The organism is Pseudomonas sp. SA195 (assembly GCF_054131565.1).
Genome location: NZ_CP096392.1, coordinates 1,175,256 through 1,200,269 on the forward strand (window position 1 = coordinate 1,175,256; position 25,014 = coordinate 1,200,269).

General features: G+C 64.4%; 22 protein-coding genes. 13 read left to right on the forward strand and 9 right to left on the reverse strand.

The annotated features are described in order from the left end of the window. Positions 1-46: 46 nt before the first annotated feature. Complete coding sequence (locus M1D78_RS05370) at positions 47-898, reverse strand: putative selenate ABC transporter substrate-binding protein (protein WP_437420228.1); 852 nt, start codon at positions 896-898, stop codon at positions 47-49. A 207-nt stretch (positions 899-1,105) separates the two neighbouring features. On the opposite strand from M1D78_RS05370, the gene M1D78_RS05375 reads away from it, so the two are divergent. The 9 genes from M1D78_RS05375 (at position 1,106) to M1D78_RS05415 (ending at position 8,944) form a co-directional block, all read left to right on the forward strand. Then, positions 1,106-1,309, forward strand: a complete 204-nt coding sequence (locus M1D78_RS05375; RefSeq protein WP_437420227.1) for a hypothetical protein — start codon at positions 1,106-1,108, stop codon at positions 1,307-1,309. A gap of 84 nt (positions 1,310-1,393) precedes the next feature. Further along, positions 1,394-1,720, forward strand: coding sequence for a hypothetical protein (locus M1D78_RS05380; protein WP_437420226.1), 327 nt, complete (start codon positions 1,394-1,396; stop codon positions 1,718-1,720). Positions 1,721-1,820: 100 nt separating this feature from the next. Then, complete coding sequence (locus tag M1D78_RS05385) at positions 1,821-2,873, forward strand: M4 family metallopeptidase (protein WP_437420225.1); 1,053 nt, start codon at positions 1,821-1,823, stop codon at positions 2,871-2,873. A 10-nt stretch (positions 2,874-2,883) separates the two neighbouring features. Next, entirely contained in the window at positions 2,884-3,207 is a 324-nt protein-coding gene (locus tag M1D78_RS05390; RefSeq protein ID WP_437420224.1) for a protealysin inhibitor emfourin, read from the forward strand. 63 nt (positions 3,208-3,270) lie between these two features. Continuing rightward, positions 3,271-4,158 carry an NAD(P)-dependent oxidoreductase gene (locus M1D78_RS05395; protein WP_437420223.1) on the forward strand — a complete coding sequence of 296 codons (888 nt, stop codon included), beginning with the start codon at positions 3,271-3,273 and terminating at the stop codon, positions 4,156-4,158. After that, positions 4,155-4,937 (forward strand): hydroxypyruvate isomerase family protein, encoded by a 783-nt coding sequence (locus M1D78_RS05400; protein ID WP_437420222.1) that lies wholly within the window; start codon positions 4,155-4,157, stop codon positions 4,935-4,937. The genes M1D78_RS05395 and M1D78_RS05400 overlap by 4 nt, the downstream gene beginning before the upstream one ends. Before the next feature lie 122 nt (positions 4,938-5,059). Next, a complete protein-coding gene (locus M1D78_RS05405) occupies positions 5,060-6,403 on the forward strand; it encodes a spinster family MFS transporter (RefSeq protein ID WP_437420221.1) in 1,344 nt (447 codons plus the stop codon). Positions 6,404-6,730: 327 nt separating this feature from the next. Beyond that, a complete protein-coding gene (locus tag M1D78_RS05410; RefSeq protein ID WP_437420220.1) occupies positions 6,731-7,996 on the forward strand; it encodes an Hsp70 family protein in 1,266 nt (421 codons plus the stop codon). Between the two features lie 51 nt (positions 7,997-8,047). Next, a complete protein-coding gene (locus M1D78_RS05415; protein WP_437420219.1) occupies positions 8,048-8,944 on the forward strand; it encodes a CHAD domain-containing protein in 897 nt (298 codons plus the stop codon). A 10-nt stretch (positions 8,945-8,954) separates the two neighbouring features. Here M1D78_RS05415 and M1D78_RS05420 read toward each other — a convergent pair whose 3' ends face one another. Then, the gene (locus M1D78_RS05420; RefSeq protein WP_437420218.1) at positions 8,955-9,506 is read right to left on the reverse strand and encodes a peptidylprolyl isomerase; all 552 of its coding nucleotides are present in this window, start codon (positions 9,504-9,506) and stop codon (positions 8,955-8,957) included. Next, positions 9,503-10,447, reverse strand: coding sequence for a LysR family transcriptional regulator (locus M1D78_RS05425; protein ID WP_437420217.1), 945 nt, complete (start codon positions 10,445-10,447; stop codon positions 9,503-9,505). Before M1D78_RS05425 ends, M1D78_RS05420 begins: the two co-directional genes overlap by 4 nt. A 63-nt stretch (positions 10,448-10,510) precedes the next feature. On the opposite strand from M1D78_RS05425, the gene M1D78_RS05430 reads away from it, so the two are divergent. Together M1D78_RS05430 and M1D78_RS05435 are read left to right on the forward strand one after the other, a co-directional pair. After that, positions 10,511-10,846, forward strand: a complete 336-nt coding sequence (locus M1D78_RS05430; RefSeq protein WP_437420216.1) for a 3-phosphoglycerate kinase — start codon at positions 10,511-10,513, stop codon at positions 10,844-10,846. A 96-nt stretch (positions 10,847-10,942) separates the two neighbouring features. After that, complete coding sequence (locus tag M1D78_RS05435) at positions 10,943-12,289, forward strand: DEAD/DEAH box helicase (protein WP_437420215.1); 1,347 nt, start codon at positions 10,943-10,945, stop codon at positions 12,287-12,289. A 44-nt stretch (positions 12,290-12,333) separates the two neighbouring features. Here M1D78_RS05435 and M1D78_RS05440 read toward each other — a convergent pair whose 3' ends face one another. Beyond that, on the reverse strand, positions 12,334-12,645 hold the full coding sequence (locus M1D78_RS05440) for a hypothetical protein (protein ID WP_437420214.1): 312 nt from the start codon (positions 12,643-12,645) through the stop codon (positions 12,334-12,336). A 151-nt stretch (positions 12,646-12,796) separates the two neighbouring features. Here M1D78_RS05440 and M1D78_RS05445 point away from each other — a divergent pair, with 151 nt between their 5' ends. Beyond that, positions 12,797-13,168 (forward strand): transcriptional regulator, encoded by a 372-nt coding sequence (locus M1D78_RS05445; RefSeq protein ID WP_437420213.1) that lies wholly within the window; start codon positions 12,797-12,799, stop codon positions 13,166-13,168. A gap of 74 nt (positions 13,169-13,242) precedes the next feature. Here M1D78_RS05445 and M1D78_RS05450 read toward each other — a convergent pair whose 3' ends face one another. From M1D78_RS05450 to M1D78_RS05470, 5 genes are all read right to left on the reverse strand, one after another. Beyond that, the gene (locus M1D78_RS05450) at positions 13,243-15,423 is read right to left on the reverse strand and encodes a glycoside hydrolase family 5 protein (RefSeq protein ID WP_437420212.1); all 2,181 of its coding nucleotides are present in this window, start codon (positions 15,421-15,423) and stop codon (positions 13,243-13,245) included. Positions 15,424-15,906: 483 nt separating this feature from the next. After that, a complete protein-coding gene (locus M1D78_RS05455) occupies positions 15,907-17,655 on the reverse strand; it encodes a S8/S53 family peptidase (protein WP_437420211.1) in 1,749 nt (582 codons plus the stop codon). Beyond that, positions 17,652-18,617 (reverse strand): L-histidine N(alpha)-methyltransferase, encoded by a 966-nt coding sequence (gene egtD, locus M1D78_RS05460; RefSeq protein ID WP_437420210.1) that lies wholly within the window; start codon positions 18,615-18,617, stop codon positions 17,652-17,654. Before egtD ends, M1D78_RS05455 begins: the two co-directional genes overlap by 4 nt. Next, on the reverse strand, positions 18,618-19,907 hold the full coding sequence (gene egtB, locus M1D78_RS05465) for an ergothioneine biosynthesis protein EgtB (protein WP_437420209.1): 1,290 nt from the start codon (positions 19,905-19,907) through the stop codon (positions 18,618-18,620). Between the two features lie 233 nt (positions 19,908-20,140). After that, entirely contained in the window at positions 20,141-20,452 is a 312-nt protein-coding gene (locus tag M1D78_RS05470) for a hypothetical protein (protein ID WP_437420208.1), read from the reverse strand. 117 nt (positions 20,453-20,569) lie between these two features. On the opposite strand from M1D78_RS05470, the gene M1D78_RS05475 reads away from it, so the two are divergent. Next, complete coding sequence (locus M1D78_RS05475; RefSeq protein ID WP_437420207.1) at positions 20,570-25,000, forward strand: DEAD/DEAH box helicase; 4,431 nt, start codon at positions 20,570-20,572, stop codon at positions 24,998-25,000. Positions 25,001-25,014: the final 14 nt, after the last annotated feature.

Below are 25,014 nucleotides of genomic sequence, written 5' to 3' on the forward strand. Positions count from 1 at the left end.
TGGCCGTTTTCCTGCGGTGCTGCCGTGGCGCGCGATGCGCCGGTCGTCACTTAAGCAGACCTGCCGCGCGGGCTGCTTCCTCGATCCCTTCATAATTTTCGGGGCGCGTCTCGATGAAGCGCGTCGCGGCCTGGAGGTCGAGGATTTTCTTATGATCAGGGTTCGCCGGGTCGAGCTCGAGGAAGGCGGTCTTGATCTTCTCGACGAGTGCCGGATCGAGGTTGCCGCGCACGGTCCAGTTGTAGTCGTAGTAAGGCGGCGTGGTAGAGATCACGCGAACCTTGTCGGTGTCGACCTTGCCAGCGGCGACCAGCTTGTCCCATACCGAGGCGTTAAGAACGCCGGCGTCGGCCTTGCCAGCCTCGACCCAGGCGGCGGTTGCGTCATGGGCGCCTGAATATGCGATGCGCTTGAAGAACTGCTCCGGCTCGATGCCGTCACGCAGCATGAAGTAGCGCGGCATCAGGCTGCCAGAGGTGGAGGACACCGAGCCGAACGCAAAGGTCTTGCCCTTGAGGTCCTGCAGGGTCTTGACCTCCGGGTCGGCGGTGATGAATTTGCTGGTGAATTTCTCGTCCTGCTCGCGTTGCACCAGCGGGATCGCATCGCCAGTTTTCAGTCGAGTCTGGACGAAGGTGAAACCGCCGAGCCAAGCCAGATCGAGGCGATCCGAGGCGAGTGATTCGACCACTGCGGCGTAATCGGACACCGGGGTGAACTTCACCGGCATGCCCAATTCCTTCTCCAGGTACTTGCCCAGAGGCTCGAACTTGCGGATCAGCTCGGTGGGGGCTTCATCAGGAATGGCCGAGACGCGTAGAACGTCGGCAGCATGGGCGGGGGCGATAGACAAGGACAGGGCAAGGCCGGCGACGGCTGCCAGGGTGCGCTTCAGCATTGTGGTTCTCCGGTTCAATAGCGGAAAAAGCGCGCGGATTATAGGGGCAGACGAGGCCCGCCGGGCAAGGTGAGTGGCGCGGGCGGCTGGTTGACGCTTCGTCGGTCAATGCCTGCGCTGGCGAACTAGGCGGCGCTACGGCTGTCGTTTTGTGATGTAAGTCTCTCTTGGACTAGACTTCGGCGCCATGAAAGGAGGCTGACCGCGATGGATGAAGACAAAGAGCTGCGCAAGTATCACTCGCTCCGAAAGCACGTGGACGAATTGCTCGCCGAGGGTGCGGTGATCACCGACCGCGACCCTACAACGCTCGTTGCCGATGGCCAGGCGTTCAAAGCCCGGTGCGGCATGCTGGTGGGCGATGAGGGGGCTAATGACTCAGAGCGGCCGGGGGTGCGCACCAATACGTGACGAAGACGGCTACGCGCCTAGTATTGTGCTCTGCGTCTCGCTTCTATTACGCTCGCAGCCTTTTTTGAATGATGGCGCATTGATATGAGTGAGCCGCAGGATCTACGCAAGCACCACGCCCTAAGGCAACACATCGATGAATTGCTTGCGGCCGGCGCCGCGATCATCGCGCGCGATCCCGTTACGCTGATAGTCGATGGCCAGACTTTGCGTGTCAGGCACGGCATGTTGATCGGCTACTCCGGCGTCCTGGACCTTGTCGAACCAGCCCGAGACCATGAATGGCCTGAGGCGCTGCGCCAGATGGCGATCGATCTGTGCCTCAAACAACTCGACAGTGCCATCGAGGCGTTCCAGACGGGCCAGCAGCTTCTTCAGGTCAAGCCCAGCGCAAACGACAGCCAGCACTGAAGCGCGGCAAAAACTGCATCGTCAGGGAAACGAGACGGGGTTGGGCCGATCAGATGGGTAAGGTGTCCGGCAGGGCACCCATCGCCAGAAGGGGGGCTTCATGTCCGATCAGACCGAGTACCGCGGTTTCATTCCACCTTACATCCTCGACCGCATTATCGACCGTGGCTCGCCGGGGCAGCGCGAGCGCGCGCTCGGCACGCTCGACCATGTCCGCCAGTTATTGCACAACCCAGGCCCGCCAAATCGCCAGCCGATGCCCAGCGTGCTTCCCGAGCGCGGCCCGCGTGGCCAGCCTCGACGCAGCATCCATGATGCTCAGCAGCAGATGCAGTTGCCGGGTGTTCTGGTTCGGATCGAAGGTCAGCAGCCGGTCGCCGATGCGGCCGTGGACGAAGCCTATGAGGCACTGGGCGTCACCCACGATTTCTTCTGGACGGTGTACGGTCGCGACTCGATCGACGACCACGGCTTCGCACTGGTCGGCACGGTGCATTACGGCGTGGGCTACGAGAACGCGTTTTGGAACGGCGCGCAGATGGTCTTTGGCGATGGCGACGGAGAAATCTTCAACCGCTTCACCCTGGCGCTGGATGTCGTCGCCCACGAATTGGCACACGGCATTACCGAGAGCGAGGCGGGGCTGGTGTACCTCGATCAATCCGGCGCGCTGAACGAGTCGGTTTCGGATGTGTTCGGCGTATTGGTGCAGCAATACAAGCAGGGCCAGACGGCGGACCAGGCCGACTGGCTGATCGGTGCCGCGCTGCTGACCGAACGGGTGCAGGGCGTGGCGCTGCGCTCGATGGCCAATCCCGGCAGCGCCTATGATGACCCGGTGCTGGGCAAGGATCCGCAACCCGGGCACATGCGTGATTTCATCCACACCCGCGACGACAACGGTGGCGTGCACCTGAACTCCGGCATTCCCAACCGGGCCTTCTACCTGGCCGCCATGTCCATCGGTGGTTTTGCCTGGGAGCGCGCCGGGCGGGTCTGGTACGACACCTTGTGCGATGCCCGGCTGCCCCGCGATGCCGACTTTTCCACCTTCGCCCGGCTCACTCGCGACAATGCCGCTGCGCGCTTCGGCTCGGAGGTGGTCCAGGCCGTCGAGCAGGCGTGGGACGACGTCGGCGTGACGCTTGCCTGAGGAGGTTTGCATGAAACAGCTACCCGAGCTGGGTCGCGAGACCCGAATCCGCCTGTCACGCCAAGGCGGCTTCGCGCCGATGCAGGCGCTGAGCCGACCCCGTGAGATTGCCTTCGCCGAGTGCGACGAACAGCAGCGCGGGCAGATCTGCAGTGTCCTCGAGGGCTGCCTGCCTCTGGATTCCGGCGCCGACAGTGGGGCGGACCGTCGGTACTACCAGGTCGAGCTGCACTACCGGCGCGAAACGGAGGACGGCGAAATAGTCCTGCGGATCCCCGAGGAGCAGGCCCCAGGCGAGTTGGTGCGGCTCTGGGACAAGGGCGAACTGCGCTGAGCATCACGTGGCCTGGCGCGCAGCGAGGGCGCTAGAATCGACGGCCCCGAACGAGGAGATGTCATGTCCGAGCTGCCTTCGATCGCCTTTGCCGGTATCGGCCTGATGGGCGCCCCCATGTGCCGCCGCTTGCTCGCCGCCGGCTACCCATTGACGGTGTGGAACCGGTCGCCCGACAAGTGCAGGTCGCTCGTCGAAGCCGGTGCCCGCCAGGTCAAGACGCCGGCAGAGCTTTGTGCCGAGGCCGATATCGTTTTGCTGTGCCTGGCCGACACGGCCGTGGTGCGCGATGTGGTGTTCGGGCCCGACGGCATCGTCGAAGGGGCCCGGTCCGGCCAGTTGCTGGTCGACCACTCCAGCCTGGAGCCGGCCGCGACCCGCTCAATGGCCGCCGAACTTGAGACGCGTAGCGGCATGCGTTGGGTCGATGCGCCCGTCTCGGGCGGCACCGCCGGCGCCGAGGCCGGCAGCCTGGCGATCATGGCGGGCGGGCGTGTCGAGGACATCGAGCGGGCACGTCCCGTGTTGATGAGCCTCGGCCAAAGGCTGACCCGCATGGGCGAGTTGGGTGCAGGCCAGGTCACCAAGGCCTGCAACCAGATGATCGTCGCCTGCAATGCCGTTGTGATCGCCGAGGTGGTGGCGCTGGCCGAGCGCTCCGGCGTCGATGCCAGCCTGATCGCGCCGGCGCTGGCCGGTGGCTTTGCCGATTCCCGACCGCTGCAGTTTCTTGCCCCCCAGATGGCCAACAGTGCGTTCGAGCCGGTGAAATGGCATGTGCGCACGCTGGTGAAAGACCTCGACACTGCCGTGCAGCTCGCTCGGGAGACGGGCAGTGCCACGCCGGTCACCGGCCTTGCTGCGCAACTGATGCGCCTGCACGGCAGCCAGGGATATCTGGAAAAAGACCCTGCCACGCTGGTCAACCTGTTCCGGGAGCCACGTCCATGAAACTCGCTGCCAACCTGTCCTTATTGTTCAACGAGCTGCCCTTGCCCGAGCGCGTCATGGCCGCGCGGATGGCCGGCTTCGACGGCGTCGAAATCCAGTTTCCCTACGCGCTGCCGGCGATTCGTCTGAAGGAGCTGCTCGAACGGGCCGATTTGCCGCTGGTGCTGATCAACCTGCCGGCCGGTGACCTCATGGACGGTGGACCGGGACTTGCGGCGGTCCCGTCGCGCCAGGCCGCATTCGACGCCGCGCTGCAGGAGGCACTGACTTACGCGGCCATGACCCGCCCTCATTGCGTCAATGTCCTGCCCGGGCGGCTGGCTGAGGGCGTCACGCATGAGCAGGCAATGGAAACCTTGGTGGCGAACCTGAAGACCAGCGCAGAGGCCTTTGGGCTGCTTGGCATTCGTGTGGTCTGCGAGGCGATCAACCCGCTGGACATGCCGGGGTTCCTGATCAACACGCCGGCTGACCTCGGCGAGCTCCTGGGCCGCGTCGACCACCCCAACTGCCTGGCGCAGCTGGACCTCTATCACATGGCCCGCCAAGGCCTGGACATCGCCGAGGGCATCGGGCGATTGGGCGCTCGTATCGGCCACGTGCAGTTTGCCGACTGTCCCGGACGAGGCGCGCCAGGCCGTGGCGAGCTGGCCTTCGAGCCGCTGGTCGATGCACTCAAGCGCGCCGGCTACGACGGCTGGCTCGGCGCCGAGTATCGACCAGCCGGCCAGGACACCACGGCTGAGCTTGGTTGGATGGCGAGGTGGCGCGCCTTCTGACACGCTGCATTGCGCAGCATCAGCGGCACTGATGTTCACAGACAGGCAACCGATAGCGCTCTAGAGTTTCTCGAAGACCGGCCCACTGCGGCCGGGTATAACAATAAGCCGAGAGCGACGCCATGCAGCCATCCAATCAAGCGCCCAATGCCTGGCGCGTCCTGTTCCTGCTGTTTCTCGCCAATCTGTTCAACTTTTTCGATCGCACCATTCCGGCGATCATCGCCGAGCCTATCCGCCTGGAGTGGAGCCTTAACGACTTCCAGCTGGGGCTGATCGGCACCGCGTTTACCATCGTCTACGCCATCGCCGGGGTTCCTCTCGGGCGGATGGCCGACCTCGGCTCGCGGCGCAAGATCATGGGTTGGGGCCTGACCGTGTGGAGCGGCTTGACCGCAGTGAACGGCCTGGCCTGGAATTTCTGGAGCTTTCTGCTGGTGCGCATGGGTATCGGCATCGGCGAGGCCAGCTATGCGCCCGCCGCCAACTCCCTGATCGGCGACCTCTTCCCCGCGCACAAGCGTGCACGGGCGATGGGCATTTTCATGCTTGGCCTTCCCTTGGGTTTGCTGTTGGCCTTCTTCACGATCGGCTCGATGGTCCAGGCGTTCGGCAGCTGGCGGGCACCGTTCTTTATCGCCGCGGTGCCAGGGTTGGTGCTGGCTATCTTCATTTTTCTCGTCCGGGAGCCACGCCGTGGCGCCGCGGAAACGGTGAAGGTGTCAGAGGCGCCTATCGAGCAGCCGATTCGCAAAGTACTGGCGATCCGGACGTTCTGGTGGCTGGTGCTGGCGGGGTTGGCGTTCAACTTCGCGACCTATGCCTGCAACGCCTTCATGGTGCCGCTGCTGATGCGTTACCACGGCGTGTCGCTGGTCGACGCGTCGGTCGCTACAGGGGTGATCGTCGGTCTGACCGGGCTGGTCGGTCTGACCTTTGGCGGCTGGGTGGCTGACAAGATTCACCAACGCTTCGCCCGCGGCCGCCTGATCTTCGCAGCCGCGAGCATGGCTATCGCTACGCTCGCCACCGGCTACGCATTGCTGGCCGGGCGCATCGAGACGGGCGTGTTCGTGGCGGTGTTCAGCATCGGTTGGCTGTTTTCCTACAACTTCTACACCTGCGTCTACACAGCGATCCAGGACGTAGTCGAGCCGCGGCTGCGCGCGACCGCCATGGCGCTGTTCTTCGCCGGCCTCTACCTGCTCGGCGGCGGCATGGGCACGGTGGTGGTGGGCCTGCTGTCGGACCATTTCGCTCAGGCGGCCATGTTTGCCGCAGGCGCAACGGAGATGGCCGAGCCATTCCGCGCCGAAGGGCTGCATGGCGCGATGTACCTGATTCCGGTGTCGTTGCTGCTGACGATGGTGTTCCTGTTTCAGGCCTCGAGAACCTTCGGCCTCGATTCGAAGCGCATGACAGACGACATGGGGCGCGCTGCGGTGGGGGAGGCGGCGCCGGCTTGATCGCTTAGCCAGCGGGCAGCGCAGTGGCTGCTCGTTACGGAGGGAGCGAGCCTGATCATGACGCAATGGGGCGAGCCGCAGGGAGGCGGCCAGCGTATCGGCGGGGCAGGGGAGGCTTGTAACGCGTTCCTCGCCGTGGTGATGACGCCGGTGGGCCCCGAGATGAAGGCGGATAGGCCAACCCGCGACGGGTCTTGATGAACACGGCGTCCATCGGCGGGACGACCCGGCTGTGAGACACGCAGGAGCCCATTCGGCAACCCGTCCTGCATCTACCCGCGACCTCCTTTACACTGCGCGGCCGTTTTTCCTGTCCCCTGAGCCCTCATGCCAAACGCTTCTCCCGCCCGCGCCTGCGGCATCGACTTCGGCACGTCCAACTCCACGGTCGGCTGGTGGCGCCCCGACACCGACCCGCTTCTGGTGCTGGAAGACGACCAGCACACCCTGCCTTCGGTGGTCTTCTTCAACCTGGAGGAGCGCCGCCCCGTTTATGGCCGCCAGGCCCTGGCCGAATACCTGGAAGGCTATGAAGGCCGGCTGATGCGCTCGCTCAAGAGCCTGCTGGGTTCCAAGCTGCTCAAGAGCGAAACCACCGTGCTGGGCAGCGCCATGCCGTTCAAGGACATCCTCGGACTGTTCCTCGGCACGCTCAAACAGCGCGCCGAAGCGCAGGCCGGGCGATCGTTCGAGCACGTCGTGCTGGGCCGCCCAGTGTTCTTCGTCGACGACGATGCCCAGGCCGACCAGGAAGCCGCCGACACCCTGGCGGCCGCCGCGCGCGTGATCGGGTTCAAAGAGGTGTCGTTCCAGTACGAGCCCATCGCCGCGGCGTTCGACTACGAGTCGCGCATCGAGCGCGAGGAGCGCGTACTGATCGTCGACATCGGCGGCGGCACCTCGGATTTCTCGCTGGTCAGGCTGTCACCGGAACGGCGCAGGCTTGACGACCGTGAGGCCGATATCCTGGCGACCTCGGGTGTGCATATCGGCGGGACGGACTTCGACAAGCAGCTCAGCCTGCAGGGCGTGATGCCTTTGTTCGGCTACGGCAGCCGAATGAAGAGTGACGCACCGATGCCCACCAGCACGCACCTCAACCTCGCCACCTGGCACACCATTAACGCCGTCTACGCGCCGGCATCGCTGCGGGCGTTGCAGAGCATGCGCTACGACATCCAGGACCCGACCGGCATCGACCGCCTGTTTGGTCTCATCGAGCAGCGCGCCGGGCACTGGCTGGCGATGCAGGTCGAGCAGGCCAAGATCGACCTTACCGACCATGACCGCTACCTGATCGATTTCGCTCGCATCGAGGCGGGGCTGCAGGCATCGCTGACGCGTCGCGGCTTCGAGGCGGCCATCGAGCCGCTGCTCGAACGAATTCGCGCCAACATCGGTCAATTGCTGGCCAGTGCCGGCCTCGGCGAGAACGACATCGACACCCTGTTCTTCACCGGCGGTTCGAGCGCCATTCCGGCGTTGCGCCAGAGCGTCGCCACGCTGTTGCCGGGCGCTCGTCATGTCGAGGGCAACCGTTTCGGCAGCATCGGGTCCGGCCTGGCGATCGAGGCGCGCAAGCGCTACGGTTGATTCGCCAGTCGCCTAGGCTGCGGCAGGCTGGCGGGCCCCAGAGGAGTGTCCATGAGCTACAAGCTGCGAACGGCTGACCCGGCCGCCGAGGTGCGCAAGGTTGCCCAGCAAGGCATCGATAATGCCATCGACTCATTGAGTGTCCCGGAGGCCGAGCGGGCCGAAGGTATCCATCAGGCGCGCAAGCGTTTCAAGGAACTGCGCGCCCTGCTGCGGTTGGTGCGCAAACCGCTGCGCGGCGCGTTCAAGCGGGAGAACACCTTGCTGCGCGACTTGGGGCGGCGGCTGGCCGAGTCACGCGATGCCGCTGCCATGCTGGAAAGCTGGGACCTGCTGGCGGAGCAATTCCCCGACCCGCTGGCCAAGGCTCCGTTCACCAAGGTTCGCCAGAGTCTCGAAGCGCGTGCCCGGCGCGGCGAAAGCCGAGCCAGCGGCCTGGACGCGCAACTCGATGCGGTGATCGACGAGCTACGCGCCCTTCGCGAACGCAGCGAAAAATGGAAGCTCGCTGGCGACGGCTTCGACCTGTTCGCCGCGGGGGTCAAACGCACCTATGCAGACGGCTGCGAAGAACTGGCACGGGTGCGTCAGGACCTGAGCGACGAGCAGCTCCATGAATGGCGCAAGCGCGTCAAGGATCATTGGTATCAGACGCGGCTGCTCTCGCCGAGCTGGCCGAAGTTGATGCACATGCGCAGCGACACGCTCAAAGCCCTGGCCGACCGGTTGGGTGATGACCACGATCTGGCAGTGATGCAGCAGTTAATGAAGGACCAGCCTGCGCTTTTCGGCGAGGCGGCGGATCGCGAGCGGCTGGATGCGCTGATCGCCCAGCGGCGCAGTGCGTTGCAGAGCGAGGCATTGAAACGGGGCCGCGAGCTCTATTTCGACGCCCCGAACGAACTGGTGGCGCGCTGGCGTCGCTATTGGGACGACGCGCAGCGCTGAAGGGCGGGGCTTAAAGCTTCTTGGCGGAAACGATCTTCACCGGCGTTAGCGGGACGTTCTGCATCATGCTGCGGTTGCCGGTCGGCACCTGGGCAATCTGGTCGACCACGTCCATGCCGCGTACCACCTTGCCGAACACGGCGTAGCCGAAATCACGGCTGCCGTGATCGAGGAAGTCATTGTCGCGATGGTTGATGAAGAACTGAGCGGTAGCCGAGTCGACGCGCTGGGTGCGCGCCATCGCCAGGGTGCCGCGTACGTTGTGCAGGCCGTTGTCCGCCTCGTTCTTGATCGGGTCGCGCGTGGGCTTCTGGTTCAGCCCTTCGCCGAAACCACCGCCCTGGATCATGAAGCCGGGGATGACGCGGTGAAAAACGGTGTTGTCGTAGAACCCGCTCTCCACATACTGCAGGAAGTTCTTCACGCTGATGGGCGCCTTTTCGGCTTCCAGCTCGACTTCGATCTCGCCCATGGTGGTGGTTAGCAGTACGTGCGGGTTGTCCGCCGCCATGAGGTGGCCGGCGAGCAGCAGTGAACAGGCAGCGAGCAGAATTCTCTTCATGGTGCGTTCCTAATGGTGGAGTGAGCGTTGCCCGACCCGGGGGCGGCCGGTAGCGTCTGCGCATCGTACGTCTTGATCAGGTCGATGAGAATCTGCGTGGCTGGGCCGAGCGGTTTGTTGTGATTGGTGTAGAGGTAGAACATCGGCCGGCGCACACCGCCCTGGATCAGCGGCAACGGTTTAAGAATGCCCTCGGCCAGTTCGCGGCCGATCATGTGGCGTGGCAACCAGGCGAAACCCAGCCCGCTGCTGACGAAGCCGACCGAGGTGGCCAGGCTGCCGACCGTCCAGCGGTGTTCAGCGCCCAGCCAGCCGCTGTCGCGCGGTTGCCGCTGGCCTGAATCGCGAACCACGATCTGCATCTGGGTCTGCAGGTCCTGGACGCTCAGTTTGCGCTGAAGCTTATGCAGAGCATGCTCGGTGTGCGCCACCGCGACGAACTCCACGGTGCTAAGCCCGCTGCCGAGGTACCCGATGATGTCCAGCGCACTGATCGCCAGGTCGGCGGTGCCGTCGCGTAGTACATCTTCGACGCCTGAGAGCACCTCTTCGCGCAGGCGCACCCGGCAGCCACGACTCTGTGGCATGAACTCGGTGAGCGCGCGAATCAACTTCGTGTTGGGGTAGGCGGCGTCCACCACCAGCCGCACTTCGGCCTCCCAACCCTGCTCCATGTGATGGGCAAGGTCTTCGAGCTGGCCGGCTTGCATGACCAGTTGCCGGGACCGGCGCAGGAGCACTTCGCCGGCCTCGGTCAGTACGGCCTTGCGCCCGTCGATGCGCAGCAGCGGAATGCCCAGCTGCTCCTGCATGCGGGCCACGGTGTAGCTCACGGACGATTGCGAGCGGTTCAGCATTTCGGCGGCTTGGGCGAAGCCGCCGTGGTCGATCACCGCTTGCAGGGTTCGCCACTGGTCCAGGGTCACCCTGGGTGCTTTCATCGGATTCTTTCCTGTCGCGTCGGTCTGGTAGGCTGCAATCGCCCATTCGAGGAGCCACACACAATGAAAATAATCGGCCTGGCGGCGCTCGTTGCGCTCGCCATCATCCCACCGAGCGCCTTTGCCGTCAGCTACCCGGTGGATCTGGAGCAGGAACTCAACGGCACCGAAGTGCTAGCGCGCACCGAAACCATCGACCGGGACATGGGCGGGCTGACGCTGCAGAATTTCGGCCAGCGCCCGGTCACCTGCACGGCGGTCTTTCGTAACGGCCCCGAAGCGCCGCGTACCCGACGCGTTGCCGTCGGTTCCGGCGAAACCCGACCACTGACCGTCAAGTTCACGCGTGACGTGATCCGCCTGCGCATCAAGCTGACCTGCGAAGAAGAAGCGCAGTGATCATGAGGGCGGGCCGGCGCTGAACAAAGCCGCCGTGAGCGCATCGGACGGGTTACTCTATGCGCCGTTTTTTCGATCTGCCTTGAGGTGTGACCTTTGTTTGACCAATTCGCCCTGCACGAACGCCTGCTCAAGGCTGTCGCCGAACTCAAGTTCGTCGAGCCAACCCCCGTGCAGGTCGCTGCCATCCCGCCCGCGCTCGAGGGCCGCGACCTGCGCGTGACGGCGCAGACCGGCAGCGGCAAGACGGCTGCGTTCGTGCTGCCGATGCTTAACCGCCTGATTGGCGATGCGCAGCCCCGCGTCGATGTGCGCGCGCTGATCCTGCTCCCGACGCGTGAGCTGGCGCAGCAGACGCTCAAGGAAGTCGAGCGGTTTTCGCAGTTCACCTTCATCAAATCGGCGATCGTCACCGGCGGTGAGGATTTCAAGGTGCAGGCCGCACTGCTGCGCAAGGTGCCGGACGTGCTCATCGGCACACCGGGCCGGCTGATCGAACACCTGAACGCCGGCAACCTGATCCTCGCTGACGTCGAGGTTCTGGTGCTCGATGAAGCCGACCGCATGCTCGACATGGGTTTCGCCGAGGATGTGCAGCGCCTGGTGGGCGAATGCGGAAAACGCCAGCAGACGCTGCTGTTATCGGCTACCACCGGCGGGGCGGCGTTGCGTGAAATGACCGCCAAGGTACTCACCGATCCGCTGCACCTACAGCTCAACCGTATCAGCGAGCTCAACGAGAGCACGCGGCAGCAGATCATTACGGCCGAAGACATCGAGCACAAGGAGAAGCTCGTCCACTGGCTGCTCGCCAACGAGACTTACAAGAAGGCGGTGGTCTTCACCAACACGCGGGCCCAAGCCGACCGCCTGTATGGCCGTCTGGTGGCCGAAGGCGTCAAGGCCTACGTGCTGCATGGCGACAAAGACCAGAAGGATCGCAAGCAGGCCATCGATCGAGTCAAGGAGGGCGGCGTCAAGGTGCTGGTCGCGACCGACGTGGCGGCGCGCGGTCTGGACATCGAAGGGCTGGACCTGGTCATCAACTTCGATATGCCGCGATCGGGCGACGAGTATGTGCACCGTATCGGTCGTACAGGCCGTGCCGGCGCGGAAGGCTTGGCGATTTCGCTGATCTGCCACAACGACTGGAACCTGATGTCGAGCATCGAGCGCTACCTCAAGCAGCGTTTCGAACATCGGGTCGTCAAGGGCTTGAAGGGCAGCTACATGGGCCCGAAGAACCTGAAGGCGTCCGGCAAGGCGGCCGGCACCAAGAAGAAAAAGGACGACAAGAAGAAAGCGGCTGAAAAGAAAGGCAAGAAGGCGTCCAAGCCTGCTGGCAAGCGGCCCGCAACTGGAAAGCGCGAGGCACCGGCCTCATCGGTAGTAAGCGGTGATGGCCTGGCGCCGCTCAAGCGCAAGAAGCCAGCAGAATCCTGACAGGCTGACCGGAGCGGTGCCCCCGCTCCGGTTAACCTTGCTCGTCAGCCTTTTTTAGCCGGTGCGATATCGGCTTCTTTCTCTGCCTCGCGCACGTGCTCCATGCGCTTTTCGTAGGCTTCGCATTCGCTACCCAGCTGCTCGGCGGTCTGCTTGACTTCCATGTCGCGCAGCTCCTCGTTGATCTCGGCGGCGCGCTCCGGGTTGCTTTTTGTTAGCGCATTTACCCGCTCCGCAAGCTCTCTGGCTTTCGCTTCGATCACGTCGGGTGTGCACTGTTCGTCGAGCTGTTCGTCTGCCAGAACCGGCTGGCTGGCCAGCACGGCCAGCGCGAGGGGAATCATCAGGCGTTTCATAGGCGCGCTCCTCATTGACATCTATCTGGTGGATCGCGGTTGCGGCGCTTTAGTTCAGCCTTCGTGGCCTGCCACGGATCGAACCATGGCGCGCCGGACAAGGTCCGAATAGCAAGGCCGCCGTTCCTAGCGGCGCAACAGGAGAACGGACATGACCTACGACTGGGACCTGATGCTGCGCCTGCTGCGCGAGGTGCAAAAACCCGGCAACGAACACTTCCGGCCGCGCCAGTATGCCGATGAGCATGCCCTGGCCATGGAAGACGCCGGCAAACCCATGCCCAATCTCGATTCGCTCAAGGCCGAGGCGCAGAACTACGAAAGCGTGCTGTTCGAGGGTGGATTCATGGTGGCGCGCCCCGAGGAGCAGGGTGGTAACGGAGAAAACTTCATCCTGACCGAACGCGGCCAGCGTCTGCTCGCCCTGCTCGAGGGTGATGGCAGCGCCGATGGGCGTCGGCGATTGGATGACAAGGGCGAGGCGGCGATGGTGCCGGAGGTCTTCGACGGCATCGCGGGCTGACCCGCGCGCCGTCCCGAAGGGACCGACCTTTCCCTCGATCCTTAGGCCCGCCGAGTAGGCGGGCTCAGGAACGTTCAGTACAGGCCGATGGTGCCGCAGCTCTTGTTCGCGGAGTGCTTTTGCAACACCGGCAATTGCGGGCGGGCCTTGCCGCTCTTTACGTCCAGCGACAGTGCGTACTCACCCCACCAAGGCCCGGCGGCCCAGTAGGTGCTCGGGATGCATTGCTGGCCCAGATACTTCAGCAGATTGTCCATTGCGACCACTGCCGAGGGCGAGAAATCCGGCACGCCATGCTCGCCGATAAAGCCGCGCAGCTTGTACTTGTTCAGCCACTCGACGAACGGCTTGGCCCGCTTTACGCCTTCCATCGGGTCATAGACGGCCTTGGCGTTGGCATAGGTGCCAGAATAATCGCTGTCCAGGTACAGGTGCGCTTCGTAAACCAGGTTGTTGGCGGGGTTACGCATCCAGGCATCGCTGATCAGTTGGATGTTGTAGGACGGCCAATGGTAAGCGCTCGACCAGCGATCACCGGCGACGAAAATCCAGCGCTTCGCATCCACCGTGCGGATCGCCTTGGCCGCCGCGAGCGCCGCGGCGGGCCATTTCCCATTGGTCGAATGTGGCTCGTTCATCAGGCCGTAACCGTACACCGCCGGGTGGTTGAGCACCTGGCTCGCGATGCGCTTCCAGCTGTCAGCGAACGCGGCGATCGGCACCTCGGACGTCGCGATCAGCTTGCCGTAGTAGCGGTAGTAGTTATGCATGTCGAGGATGACTTGCATGCCATGTTTGTTGGCGAGGTCGAGGGTCGCCTTGAGGCGGCCCAGCTCGGTAGCGTTGAGCGGCTGGTTCAGCTTCGGCTGGAGGCGCTCCCAGCGGAACGGTAGACGGACCAGCTTGAGGTTGAGGCCGGCGTAGCGCTTGAAATCGGCCTCGCCTGGGTAGGTGTAGTGCTTCAGGTAGACGCCGGGTAGCGACCCGGAACTGAACTCCGCACCGGCGAGGTTGATGCCGACCAGGTTGATCGGGTTTGCAGGCGCGGCCGTGCCGCCCTGGCTGGTGTTGCCTGCAGGCGTCGTCTGGTTGAAGCCGGTGCTGCTAACCGAAACCGTCCGCGGAAAGCCCACCTTGCTGCCGTTCAGCGCGCTGCCGTCGAGAAGCACGGTCATGTTGCCGCCGAAGCGGTAATACAGGGTGACGGTGCGGATTTGCCCGTCGGCGAAACGCACCTTGGCCCCTTTATGGAAGGCCGCCCGGTTGGCGTCGGTATCCTTCACCGAGATGCCGGGCGAGCGCACGTAGATGCCAAACGAAAAGTCACCGCCATTGAAGGAGTTCAGCGCGACCGTCAGCGACGTGGACGGCGCCACGGTGCCGCTGCCCGACGTGCCTGAGGCTGAGGTGCCTGGCGTCGAGGTGCCTGTACCCGAGCTGGGTGAGGTCGGCGTGGAGCCCGACGAGGGGGTAGTGGGTGTCGAAGGCGAGGTCGAGGGGGGCGTCGATGTCGAACCGCCTGAAGTGGGCGTCGATGTGCTCGACGCGGCGTACAGCTTGTTCGGATAACCGAGCGACCCGCTCAGCGAACTGCCCGAAAGCATCACGCTCATGTTGCTGCCAGAACTGTAGACAGCCGTGATGCTGCGGACCTGACCGTCGGCCAGCTTGACCGACGCGCCAGGCTTGAATGCAGCGCTGTTGGCGCTGTTAGCCGGAATCGAAAACCCGGCCGACTTGCGCCAAACGCCATTGAGCCAGTCGGTGTTGGTGTAATTGTTGATGACGCTGCTGTGGGTCGCCCCGCTCGTGCCCGTGCTCGCGCTGGTGTTTGGCGCCGGCTGCGCGGCAGTGCTCGAAAGCGCAGAGACCGATCGCGGGTAGCCCGTGGTCGCCGCGTCGAGGATCGCTCCGGAAAGCATGGCGCTCATGTGCGCGCCAGACTGGTACACCGCAAGAATGGTACGAACCTGGCCATTAGCCAGTCGTACTTGTGCGCCCTTGGTGAAGGCAGCCTTGTTCGCGGCGCTGGCCGGGATGGAGAAACCGGCCGATTTGCGCCAGGTGCCGAGTAGCCAGTCACTACTGGTGAAGTTATTGAGCTGAGCGGTCGCAATCGCAGTGGCGGCACTCGATGGCGCCGTGGTGGCTGCATCCGCCGAGGCCGGCAGAAGGGTGAGCCCGGCGATCGCGCCGAGCAGTGCGACGCTCAGGGCGAGTCGCGGAGCGCCGGAAACGGCGTTGCAAAGGGACATGTAAGAACTCCAGTACTTAATACGGCAAAGGGCGTTGCCCTTTAAAAAGTGCGGAAGCATCCAGAGACCCATGCAACGAACGAAGCACCGACCCATGACGCCACCCGAACACGTGACGGCCTTTTAGGGCTGGTGAAGCCACGTGCATAGGCTTTATATCGGGTGAATATTATTTTTTGAAGAATCTTTGGCGCCAGAAAATCAAAGGATGAGTCGGAATGTTGTTGCTCTTGTCTATATTGCCATTACAGGCGTGGCATTTAAATATCAAAATGATTGTATTTATAAGTGATTGATTTTGAAGAAATCCGATCATCGGACATTGCGGGGCGTTAATTAAAGCGAGACGAAATGAAACGGTGTCGTGTGAAATTTACCGTTTGTCTCAGAGGCTTTGGTTTTATTTCAGATTATTTCGGATGCAACGCGTACGTTCTAACCAACGAACGCATTCAATTGAACTGGAATAACCGGGCGTGGAGGTCAGCGCACGTGTTGCAGACTGTCGACGGTCAGTTCGAGAGCCTTGCGCATGTCGAGCCGCGCCGAGCGGCCGATGTCCTTGTTGTCCAGTTGATAGCTGCGCTCGGACGGCAGGATCGGAGCGGTCAGGTCGTCGGCCTCGGCGGCTTCGAAATCGCTGTTGCGGCCGATGGTCAATGCACTGCGGCGTAGCAATTCCCGCAGCTGTTCAGGGGCAAGCGCCGGATTGATCGACAGCATGGCGGCGACGATGCCGGTCACCATGGGTGTGGCGTAGGACGTGCCGCAGTGCACCTCGCCACGCTTGCCCGGCTCGAGGGTGGCGGCACGGGTGCAGGCCGACGCGGTGATATCGACGCGCCTGTCGATGTTCGACGAGGGGCGTTTGATTACGTAGTCCGGATGCTCAACGGGCACGTCCTTGCTCAGGTCGCGCTGATGCGCGCCGACCACCAGCAACTGCTCGGTGATGAACGAGGAGGGGAGGCGATAGTCATCCTGCCCGGAGTGCGCCGAGCCGTTGCCGGCGGAGTTCACGACCAGCACGTCGGGGTGTTCGCGGCGCAGCCAAAGAAAGAATTCCTCGAGCAATTCCTCATAGCCACTCATGGCGACACCGGAGCGCACCAGGGAATCGACTTCCTGGCCTTCAACGTCGCGGGTGCCGACTCGGTGGATGCCCCAGCTCCAGTTCAGTACCCGCACGCCGTCTTCCACGAGGTTTACCGAGGCGGCGACATTGGCGGTGATGCCGGCGTCCGAGTTGCGCTCGACAATCACCTCGAAACCGGAGCTGATCGGCTCCAGTGCACTGAGAAAGCCACTATCGCCCGGGTTGGCATTGCGCGCGGCGAGGATGCCCGTGACGCTGGTTCCATGATCCGCCGGCGTTTGGGCGTCGCGGGCATAAACGCAGGTGCGAGGTTGAGCGGGGTCGCACGGGCCGAGGTAATCGCTGAACTCGGGTGAATCGAAATCGACGTCCCGTTCGACGATGCCGATCCGGACCGGATGCGTTTGGAGAGGCGCTCGCTCTGCAGGGACGCGGCGAAGGTAGAAATCCACCGCATCGAGAAATCGGTTAGCGACCCATTCGCTATTTCGGGGTTTGCTTTGCGAATCGGCTTCCAGCGGCTCTTCTGCGCCGGATTCCTCGACGACGACCGCATCGACGCTGGTCTCGCTGCCCAGGCGCAGCACCATGGCATCCCGCTCGGTCAGGTTCTTGACCGGCAGGCGCAGCTGATAGGTGTTGAGTGGTGCGATGGCACCCACGACCGTCGCCCCATATTTTTTGGCAAGGCGCTGCGATTCGGCGAGGCCGTCGTGGTCCTCCTCGATGATGAGGCTGACCAGGTCGACGTAGGTCGTCAGGCCGTCCATGTTCTTCGCGACCTCATCGGGGCCTGCGGGCACCACGTGGCTGCCGTTGAGCGTCAGCCAGACCGGGTTGCTTTGGCGCCCCGCCTGCTCCAGCCAGAGCGGCCCGCTCTGGTGGTCCTTGCGCTGGAGCGTCAGGCGTAGCCTCCCGTTTTGCTCGCGCGTGGCCGCGACGGGCTTGCCGCTCAGCATCACGTCAACCGGTCCGCTACCGAGGCCGTCGCCGCGAAGGCAGAACGTCAGCTCTGCGGTGGAGAACAAGTCACCGCAGCGCTGCAGATCCTTGAGGCGCAGCGGCGTATCGGCACTGGCAGTGCCGAGGCCGAGCGCGAAGACGAGGGCGATCAGGTGGCGTTCGATGGGGGTCATGGGCGGCGTTGCAGGTAATGCACGCTGAACAGTTCCTGGGCGTCGGTCCACTGGCCGCTGCAGTCGAAGCCTGCGCTGCTTGCGAGGTCGGCGAATGTCTGCAGCGTGTACTTGTAGGAATTCTCGGTGTGCAGGCTTTCGTCAGCATCGAAGTGGAAGCGCTGGCCCTCGATGGTCACGTCCTGCGCTTCGCGGCTGATCAGGTGCATTTCGATGCGCGAATGCTGTTCGTTGAAAAACGCTTGGTGGCGGAAGCGGGACGGGTCGATGTCGCTGTCGAGCTCGCTGCGAATGCGCTGCAGGAGGTTGAGGTTGAACGCGGCGGTGACGTGCGCTCGGTCGTTATAGGCCGCCTCCAGCACGTTGCGGTCCTTGACCAGGTCGACACCGATCAGCAGCCCGCCGCCCGGCGGCAGGATGTCGTGCAGATGGCCTAGCAGCCGCCGCGCTTCCAACGGCGTGAAATTCCCGATACTCGAGCCAGGAAAGAACACCAGCGGGTGATGCAGCTCGAAATCGTCCGGCAGCTTCAGCTCTTCGGAGAAGTCGGCACAGGCTGCGTGCACCTCGAGCCAGGGGTAGTCGGCGGCCAGGCGCTGGGTGCTGGTCAGCAGGAAGTCTTCCGAGATGTCGACGCCCAGGTAGCTGACCGGCTTCAGGCCCTCGAGCAGCAACCTGACCTTGCGGCTGGCGCCGCTGCCCAGTTCGATCAAGTCGGTTTGCGGCCCGGCAATCTCGCGGATGTCGTTCGCGGCGTGGGCGAGGATCTTTTCCTCTGTGCGGGTCAGGTAATACTCCGGCTGCACGCAGATCTGTTCGAAGAGTTCGGAGCCGCGCCGGTCATAGAAGAACTTCGGCGAGATGTGCTTGGGGGAGGCCGCAAAGCCCGTTAGCGCCTCGTCCCTTAGGGATGCCTCATGAGCCGGTTGGGTCTGGTCGTGGAAACGTACGGCAAGTGCCATTCAAAGCTCCCTGGCCAGGCGCAGCCCGGCGAATTGCCAGCGCATCGCCGGCTGGAAGAAGTTGCGATAGGTCGCGCGGATGTGAGATTCGGGTGTCGCGCAGCATCCGCCGCGCAACACCATCTGGCCGGACATGAACTTGCCGTTGTACTCGCCCAGGCTGCCCTCGAGCGGTCGAAAGCCGGGATAGGGGCGATAGGCGCTGGCCGTCCACTCCCAGACGTCGCCGAACAGCTGCGCCGGGCCCTCGTGGGGCGCGCGCGCAGCGACGGGCTGCAGGTGGTCGTTTTCCAGAAAGTTGCCGCGGCGGGGCTGGTCGCTCGCAGCCACCTCCCACTCGGCTTCGCTGGGTAGCCGCGCGCCAGCCCAGCGGGCATAAGCGTCGGCCTCGTAGAAGCTGACATGGCAGACCGGCGCATCGAGGTCGAGCGGCCTGAGCCCGCCAAGGGTCATTTCGTACCAGGCGTCGTCGTGGCGCTGCCAGTAGAGCGGCGCATGCCAGCCGGCCTGGTGTATCTGCGCCCAGCCGTCCGACAGCCAAAGGTCGCTTCGCGCATAGCCACCGTCGGCGATGAAGGAGAGGTACTCGCCATTGGTGACGAGCCGGTCGGCGAGCTGGAAATCCTCGACGAACTGGCGGTGCCGTGGCGTCTCGCAGTCAAAGGCGAAGCCGCTGCCGGCGTGGCCGATATGGCGCACACCGCCGGCATGATCATGCCAGCGCAGGCGGTCGTGATGCAGCGTTGGGGCGAGTTTCAGATCGGCGCGGTAGACCGGGTGCAGCGGGTTCTGCGCCAAGATGTGTTTGATGTCCATCAGCAACAGCTCTTGATGCTGCTGCTCATGCTGCAGGCCTAACTCCACGCGCCGCATGATCTCGCTCGCATGGTGCCGCGGCGGGTTGCTCATCAGGTCATCCATGGCATGGTCGACGTGCTGGCGAAAGCGGTAGACGTCAGCTACGCCGGGCCTGGAGATTAGCCCGCGGCGCGCTCGGGGAAAGGGCGTGCCGTGCGTTTCGTAGTACGAGTTGAAAAGGTGGTCGTAAGCGGGATCTAGCGGCCGGTAGCTGGCCAGGTAGGGTTTGAGCAGAAAGGCTTCGAAGAACCAGCTGACATGCGCCAGGTGCCATTTAGGTGGGCTGACGTCAGGCATGCTCTGCACGCCGTAGTCTTCGACCTGCAGCGGTGCGCAGATCGCTTCACTGGTAGCACGCACCTGTCGGAACCGCTGCAGCAGGGCTTCCAGGTCGGCGAGTGCCGGTTGTGCCTGTTGCGCCAGATTGCCCATGTCGTCCCCCTTGTCGGATGCACACGTGGGCTCCGATCGCCCCTATAAGCGACCCGAAGCGCGACGTGAAAGTTCGACCGGGCACATGCTCTGGCCCGGACGTGTCGCTTTGATGAAAGCAGCAGATCGGCAATTGCGAAAGGCGACGCGATGGCGAGTCGGCGGCCGTCCGGTGTAGACACAGGTGACCGCACCGGCCCGGTGGGCCGGCGATGCGTGGTCGACGGTGCTGATCAGTAGTTGGGGGTGGTTTCGGGGATCCCGGTGCCGTCGGTGATGTCCGGCATGGTCCAGGGTTCCAGCCGCTGGTCCTTATCTTCGACGTCAAGCCGCGCCTGTTCGATGACGCCACCCAGGCGCTGCGGGCTGCTGTAGTCCGCCTGTGTCACGCTCGGGACACGCAGCACTTCGGTGCCGCTGCCGGTCATCACGGTAAAGCCGAAACTGTCCTCGTCGGGGTTGGCGCTGGTTACGCAGCCGCAGGGAAGAAAGGCTTCGGACACGAGCTGCATCGCTTCGTCGATTGTCATGGTCTGGTCACTCATGCTGTTCTCCGTCATCGGTTGTCTTAGATGGACCGCCCGGGCGCGCCTCCGTTTCCTGCGATACGGCTGGCGTCGCCCACCCTTGTAGGCCGACGGCCCCGACCGCATAGTCCAGGCATGAAATCACCCATCGATAACGACCCTCTGGCCCGCTTCCATCCCGCCGTGGCCGATTGGTTCCGCCGGCGCTTTCCGGCACCGACACCCGCGCAAGCCGGTGCCTGGCCCTTGATCCGCAGCGGGCGATCGACGCTCGTCGCAGCGCCTACCGGCTCAGGAAAGACGCTGACGGCCTTTCTCGCCGCGCTGGACGACCTGGTGCAGCGCAGCCTGGAACCAGGTGGGCTGCCGGATGAAACGGCGGTGCTCTACATCTCGCCACTCAAGGCGCTGTCCAACGACATCCATCGGAACCTCGAACAACCCCTGGCCGGAATCCGTGACGAGCTGCAGCGGCTCGGCCTGCCGGTGCCGGCTATTCGTACGGCGGTGCGCACCGGCGACACGCCACAGGCCGAGCGCGCCGCGATGCGCAAGCGGGTCCCGCATATCCTGGTGACGACGCCGGAGTCGCTCTATGTGCTGCTCGGCTCCGAGTCCGGTCGGCAGATGCTCGCTGGTGTGCGCAGCGTGATTGTCGACGAGATCCATGCCATCGCGGGCAACAAGCGTGGCAGCCATCTGGCGTTGACGCTGGAGCGGCTGGAGGCCTTGTGCGGGCAACCGCTGGTGCGCGTCGGGCTGTCGGCGACGCAGAAGCCCATCGAGGCGGTGGCCGATTATTTAGTGGGTGTCGGGCGCCACTGCGAAATCATCGATGTGGGCCATGGCCGAGCGCGTGACCTGGCGCTGGAGGTGCCGCCGGTGCCGCTGGAAGCGGTTATGAGCAACGCCGTCTGGGAGCTGGTCTATGACCGGCTTGCCGTGCTGGCCGGTGAACATCGAACCACACTTATCTTCGTCAACACCCGGCGCATGGCCGAACGCGCGGCGCGGCATCTGAGCGAGCGGCTGGGCAACGCCGTGGTTGCCGCCCACCACGGCAGTTTGGCGCGCGAACAGCGGCTGGATGCCGAGCAGCGACTCAAGCGCGGCGAGTTGCGGGTGCTGGTCGCTACCGCGTCGCTTGAGCTTGGGATCGATATCGGCGACGTCGAGCTGGTCTGCCAGTTGGGCTCGCCGCGGTCCATTTCCGCTTTCCTGCAGCGCGTCGGCCGCGCCGGTCACCAGGTGGGCGGTGTCTCGAAGGGGCGCCTGTTTCCCAGCTCACGCGATGACCTGATCGAATGCGCTGCCTTGCTCGACGCCGTGCGGCGCGGCGAGCTCGATACGTTGGTGATACCAATGGCCCCGCTGGATGTGCTGGCGCAACAGATCGTCGCCGAGGTGTCGTGCCGGGAGTGGCTGGAGGATGCATTGCTAGCATTGATCCGCCACGCCATGCCTTACGCCAGGTTGAGCCAGGCGGATTATCAGGCGCTGCTGGCGATGCTCGCCGAGGGCTACAGCACCCGCCACGGTGCACGCGGCGCGTATCTGCACCGCGATCTCGTCAACCGCAGTTTGCGCGGGCGACGCGGCGGGCGTCTGACCGCGCTGACGTCTGGCGGCACCATTGCTGACAATGCCGATTACTCGGTGCTGCTCGAACCACAGGGCTTCAACATCGGCACGGTCAACGAGGATTTTGCCGTCGAGAGCCTTGCCGGCGATGTCTTCCAGCTCGGTAATACGGCCTACCGCATCATCAAGATCGAGTCCGGTCGCGTGCGGGTCGAGGATGCGCAGGGCCAGCCGCCGAACATTCCTTTCTGGATAGGCGAGGCGCCGGGGCGAAGCGATGAGCTGTCGGCAGCCGTAGCGAGGCTGCGCGCGGAGATCGATGCGCGCCTGTCTGCAGCCGACGCCCAGACCCGTAGGAGCGAGCTTGCTCGCGAACCGGACGCCCCCGAGGTGTCGATTTTCGCGAGCAAGCTCGCTCCTACAAAAGCAACATGCATCGAGACCGGCGAACGTTCATCAATACTCGAGTCTGCCATCGACTGGCTCACCGACACGCTCGGCCTGCCAGACGCCGCGGCTCGCCAGATCGTCGAGTACCTGGCCCGTGCCCGCTCGGCGCTGGGCGCGTTGCCTACGCAGCAGCGGTTGATCATGGAGCGCTTCTTTGACGAGTCCGGCGGCACCCAGCTGGTCATCCATTCGCCGTTCGGCAGTCGGATCAACCGCGCATGGGGCCTGGCGCTGCGCAAGCGCTTCAGCCGCACCTTCAACTTCGAGTTGCAGGCCGCGGCGACCGAAGATGCGATCATCTTTTCGTTGTCGACCAGCCACAGCTTCCCGCTCGATGACGTCTGGCGTTACCTGCACCCCAACAGCGCCGAAGCGGTGCTGATCCAGGCGCTGCTCGATGCGCCGCTGTTCGGCGTGCGCTGGCGCTGGAACGCGACCACCGCGTTGGCGCTGCCGCGAATGGCCGGAGGCCGCAAAGTCGCGCCGCAGCTACAGCGCATGAAGAGTGAAGACCTGCTCGCGACCGTCTTTCCAGACCAGGTCGCCTGTTTGGAGAACATCGTTGGCGAGCGGGAGGTGCCGGATCATCCCCTGGTCGCCCAGACGCTGAATGACTGCCTGCACGAGGCCATGGACAGCAATGGCTGGTTGGCGCTGCTCCGGCGGATCGAGGCTGGCGATATCGAGCTTCTGGCGCGTGACCTGCCGGCGCCGTCGCCGCTGGCCATGGAAGTGCTGGGCGCGCGGCCTTACGCCTTTCTCGACGACGCACCGCTGGAAGAGCGTCGGACTCAGGCTGTGCTCAATCGTCGCTGGACCGACCCCGAATCGGCCGACGACCTCGGCGCGCTGGATGCCGCGGCAATCGAGGCGGTCGGCGAGCAAGCCTGGCCCCAGGCGCGTAATCCGGACGAGTTGCATGAAGCGCTTACAGGCTTGGGCTGTATTGCCCAAGCCGAAGTGCAGGCCGATCCCCAATGGCCTGCCTGGCTGAACGAACTGGCTCGTGGCGGGCGCGCGACACGGATGCAGGTCGCGCAGGATCGCGCGCTCTGGCTGCCCGTCGAGCGCCTTGCCTTGTTGCAGTCCATCTATCCCGAGGCGTCTTGCGAGCCGGTGCTCAAGCCGCTGCCTGGCTTCGATCAGCCGTCGAGTGAAGACGATGCCTTGGTCGAACTGATCCGCGCGCGCCTGACCGGCTTCGGCCCCTTGCCGGTGCCGCTGATTGCCCGGCCGCTGGCCCTGCCAGCTTCGGCGGTCGCGTTGGCGCTCACGCGTTTGGAGGCGGAGGGCTATATGCTGCGCGGCCGCTTCACGCCTGGCGCAACGGACGAGGAGTGGTGCGAGCGGCATCTGCTGGCGCGCATGCACCGTTACACCGTCAAGCGCCTGCGCCGCGAAATCGAACCGGTGGAGCGCGCCGATTTCATGCGTTTCCTGTTCGACTGGCAGCACCTGTCCGAGGCGACGCGGATGCAGGGCCGCGAGGCGCTCGGCACCGTCGTCGAGCAACTTGAAGGCTTCCAGGCCGCCGCAGGCGCCTGGGAGAGCGACCTGCTGCCGGCGCGCTTGAAAGATTACGGCGGCACCTGGCTGGACGAGCTGTGCCGCTCCGGGCGCATCGTCTGGACGCGCCTGGCCGGGCGAATCAAAGCCAGCAGCGGGCCGGTGCGCGGCACGCCTATCGTGCTGCTGCCGCGTCGGCAGTTGGCAGCCTGGTATGCGCTGGCCAGTGATGCGCCACAGCCCGAACTGTCATCACGCGCGCAGCGGGTGTTCGAGACGTTGCAGGGGCAGGGCGCTTTGTTCTTCGACGAGCTGCAGCAGGATGCCCGCCTGTTACGCAGCGAGCTGGAAGACGCTCTGGGTGAGTTGGTTGCGGTGGGGCTGGTCAATGCCGACAGTTTCGCCGGCCTGCGGGCATTGCTGGCGCCCGCGGCGAAGCGTTCACGCAGCACCCGGCAGAGCCGCGGCGGGGCATTCATCGGCGGCATGGCCGACGCGGGTCGCTGGGCGCTGGTGCGCAAAGGCGTGCCGGCGCCGCCCGAAACCTCTCCACGCCGGCCGATGCTGGATCCCGAAGCGCTGGAGCACGTTGCGATGACCTTGCTGCGTCGCTACGGCGTGGTGTTCTGGCGCCTGCTGGACCGAGAGGCAGATTGGTTGCCGCCCTGGCGTGAACTCCTGCGCGTCTACCATCGGCTCGAAGCGCGGGGTGAGATCCGTGGCGGGCGTTTCGTGGCGGGTGTGCCGGGCGAGCAGTTCGCCTTGCCAGAGGCGGTTGGCCTGTTGCGTGAGGTGCGCAAGCGGCCGCTGGCCGGTGAAATGATCGCTGTCTCGGCAGTCGATCCGTTGAATCAGGTCGGCACACTGCTACCCGGCGAGCGCGTGCCCGCCACTGCAGGCAATCGCATCCTTTATCGCGACGGTGCCCCGCTGGCCCTGCTGATCGGCGGTAAGCCGGAGCTGCTGGCGGAGCTGAGCGAAGACGACCAGCGCAAGGCCAGGCAACTGCTTGCAGTGGCGCGACGTTAGGACTGCGCTAGCGC

What these genes read in the sequence shown, in the direction of transcription:
- M1D78_RS05370 (WP_437420228.1), bottom strand. Translation starts at nt 898, where the DNA reads ATGCTGAAGCGCACCCTGGCAGCCGTCGCCGGCCTTGCCCTGTCCTTG.
- M1D78_RS05375 (WP_437420227.1), top strand. Translation starts at nt 1,106, where the DNA reads ATGGATGAAGACAAAGAGCTGCGCAAGTATCACTCGCTCCGAAAGCAC.
- M1D78_RS05380 (WP_437420226.1), top strand. Translation starts at nt 1,394, where the DNA reads ATGAGTGAGCCGCAGGATCTACGCAAGCACCACGCCCTAAGGCAACAC.
- M1D78_RS05385 (WP_437420225.1), top strand. Translation starts at nt 1,821, where the DNA reads ATGTCCGATCAGACCGAGTACCGCGGTTTCATTCCACCTTACATCCTC.
- M1D78_RS05390 (WP_437420224.1), top strand. Translation starts at nt 2,884, where the DNA reads ATGAAACAGCTACCCGAGCTGGGTCGCGAGACCCGAATCCGCCTGTCA.
- M1D78_RS05395 (WP_437420223.1), top strand. Translation starts at nt 3,271, where the DNA reads ATGTCCGAGCTGCCTTCGATCGCCTTTGCCGGTATCGGCCTGATGGGC.
- M1D78_RS05400 (WP_437420222.1), top strand. Translation starts at nt 4,155, where the DNA reads ATGAAACTCGCTGCCAACCTGTCCTTATTGTTCAACGAGCTGCCCTTG.
- M1D78_RS05405 (WP_437420221.1), top strand. Translation starts at nt 5,060, where the DNA reads ATGCAGCCATCCAATCAAGCGCCCAATGCCTGGCGCGTCCTGTTCCTG.
- M1D78_RS05410 (WP_437420220.1), top strand. Translation starts at nt 6,731, where the DNA reads ATGCCAAACGCTTCTCCCGCCCGCGCCTGCGGCATCGACTTCGGCACG.
- M1D78_RS05415 (WP_437420219.1), top strand. Translation starts at nt 8,048, where the DNA reads ATGAGCTACAAGCTGCGAACGGCTGACCCGGCCGCCGAGGTGCGCAAG.
- M1D78_RS05420 (WP_437420218.1), bottom strand. Translation starts at nt 9,506, where the DNA reads ATGAAGAGAATTCTGCTCGCTGCCTGTTCACTGCTGCTCGCCGGCCAC.
- M1D78_RS05425 (WP_437420217.1), bottom strand. Translation starts at nt 10,447, where the DNA reads ATGAAAGCACCCAGGGTGACCCTGGACCAGTGGCGAACCCTGCAAGCG.
- M1D78_RS05430 (WP_437420216.1), top strand. Translation starts at nt 10,511, where the DNA reads ATGAAAATAATCGGCCTGGCGGCGCTCGTTGCGCTCGCCATCATCCCA.
- M1D78_RS05440 (WP_437420214.1), bottom strand. Translation starts at nt 12,645, where the DNA reads ATGAAACGCCTGATGATTCCCCTCGCGCTGGCCGTGCTGGCCAGCCAG.
- M1D78_RS05445 (WP_437420213.1), top strand. Translation starts at nt 12,797, where the DNA reads ATGACCTACGACTGGGACCTGATGCTGCGCCTGCTGCGCGAGGTGCAA.
- M1D78_RS05450 (WP_437420212.1), bottom strand. Translation starts at nt 15,423, where the DNA reads ATGTCCCTTTGCAACGCCGTTTCCGGCGCTCCGCGACTCGCCCTGAGC.
- M1D78_RS05455 (WP_437420211.1), bottom strand. Translation starts at nt 17,655, where the DNA reads ATGACCCCCATCGAACGCCACCTGATCGCCCTCGTCTTCGCGCTCGGC.
- egtD (WP_437420210.1), bottom strand. Translation starts at nt 18,617, where the DNA reads ATGGCACTTGCCGTACGTTTCCACGACCAGACCCAACCGGCTCATGAG.
- egtB (WP_437420209.1), bottom strand. Translation starts at nt 19,907, where the DNA reads ATGGGCAATCTGGCGCAACAGGCACAACCGGCACTCGCCGACCTGGAA.
- M1D78_RS05470 (WP_437420208.1), bottom strand. Translation starts at nt 20,452, where the DNA reads ATGAGTGACCAGACCATGACAATCGACGAAGCGATGCAGCTCGTGTCC.
- M1D78_RS05475 (WP_437420207.1), top strand. Translation starts at nt 20,570, where the DNA reads ATGAAATCACCCATCGATAACGACCCTCTGGCCCGCTTCCATCCCGCC.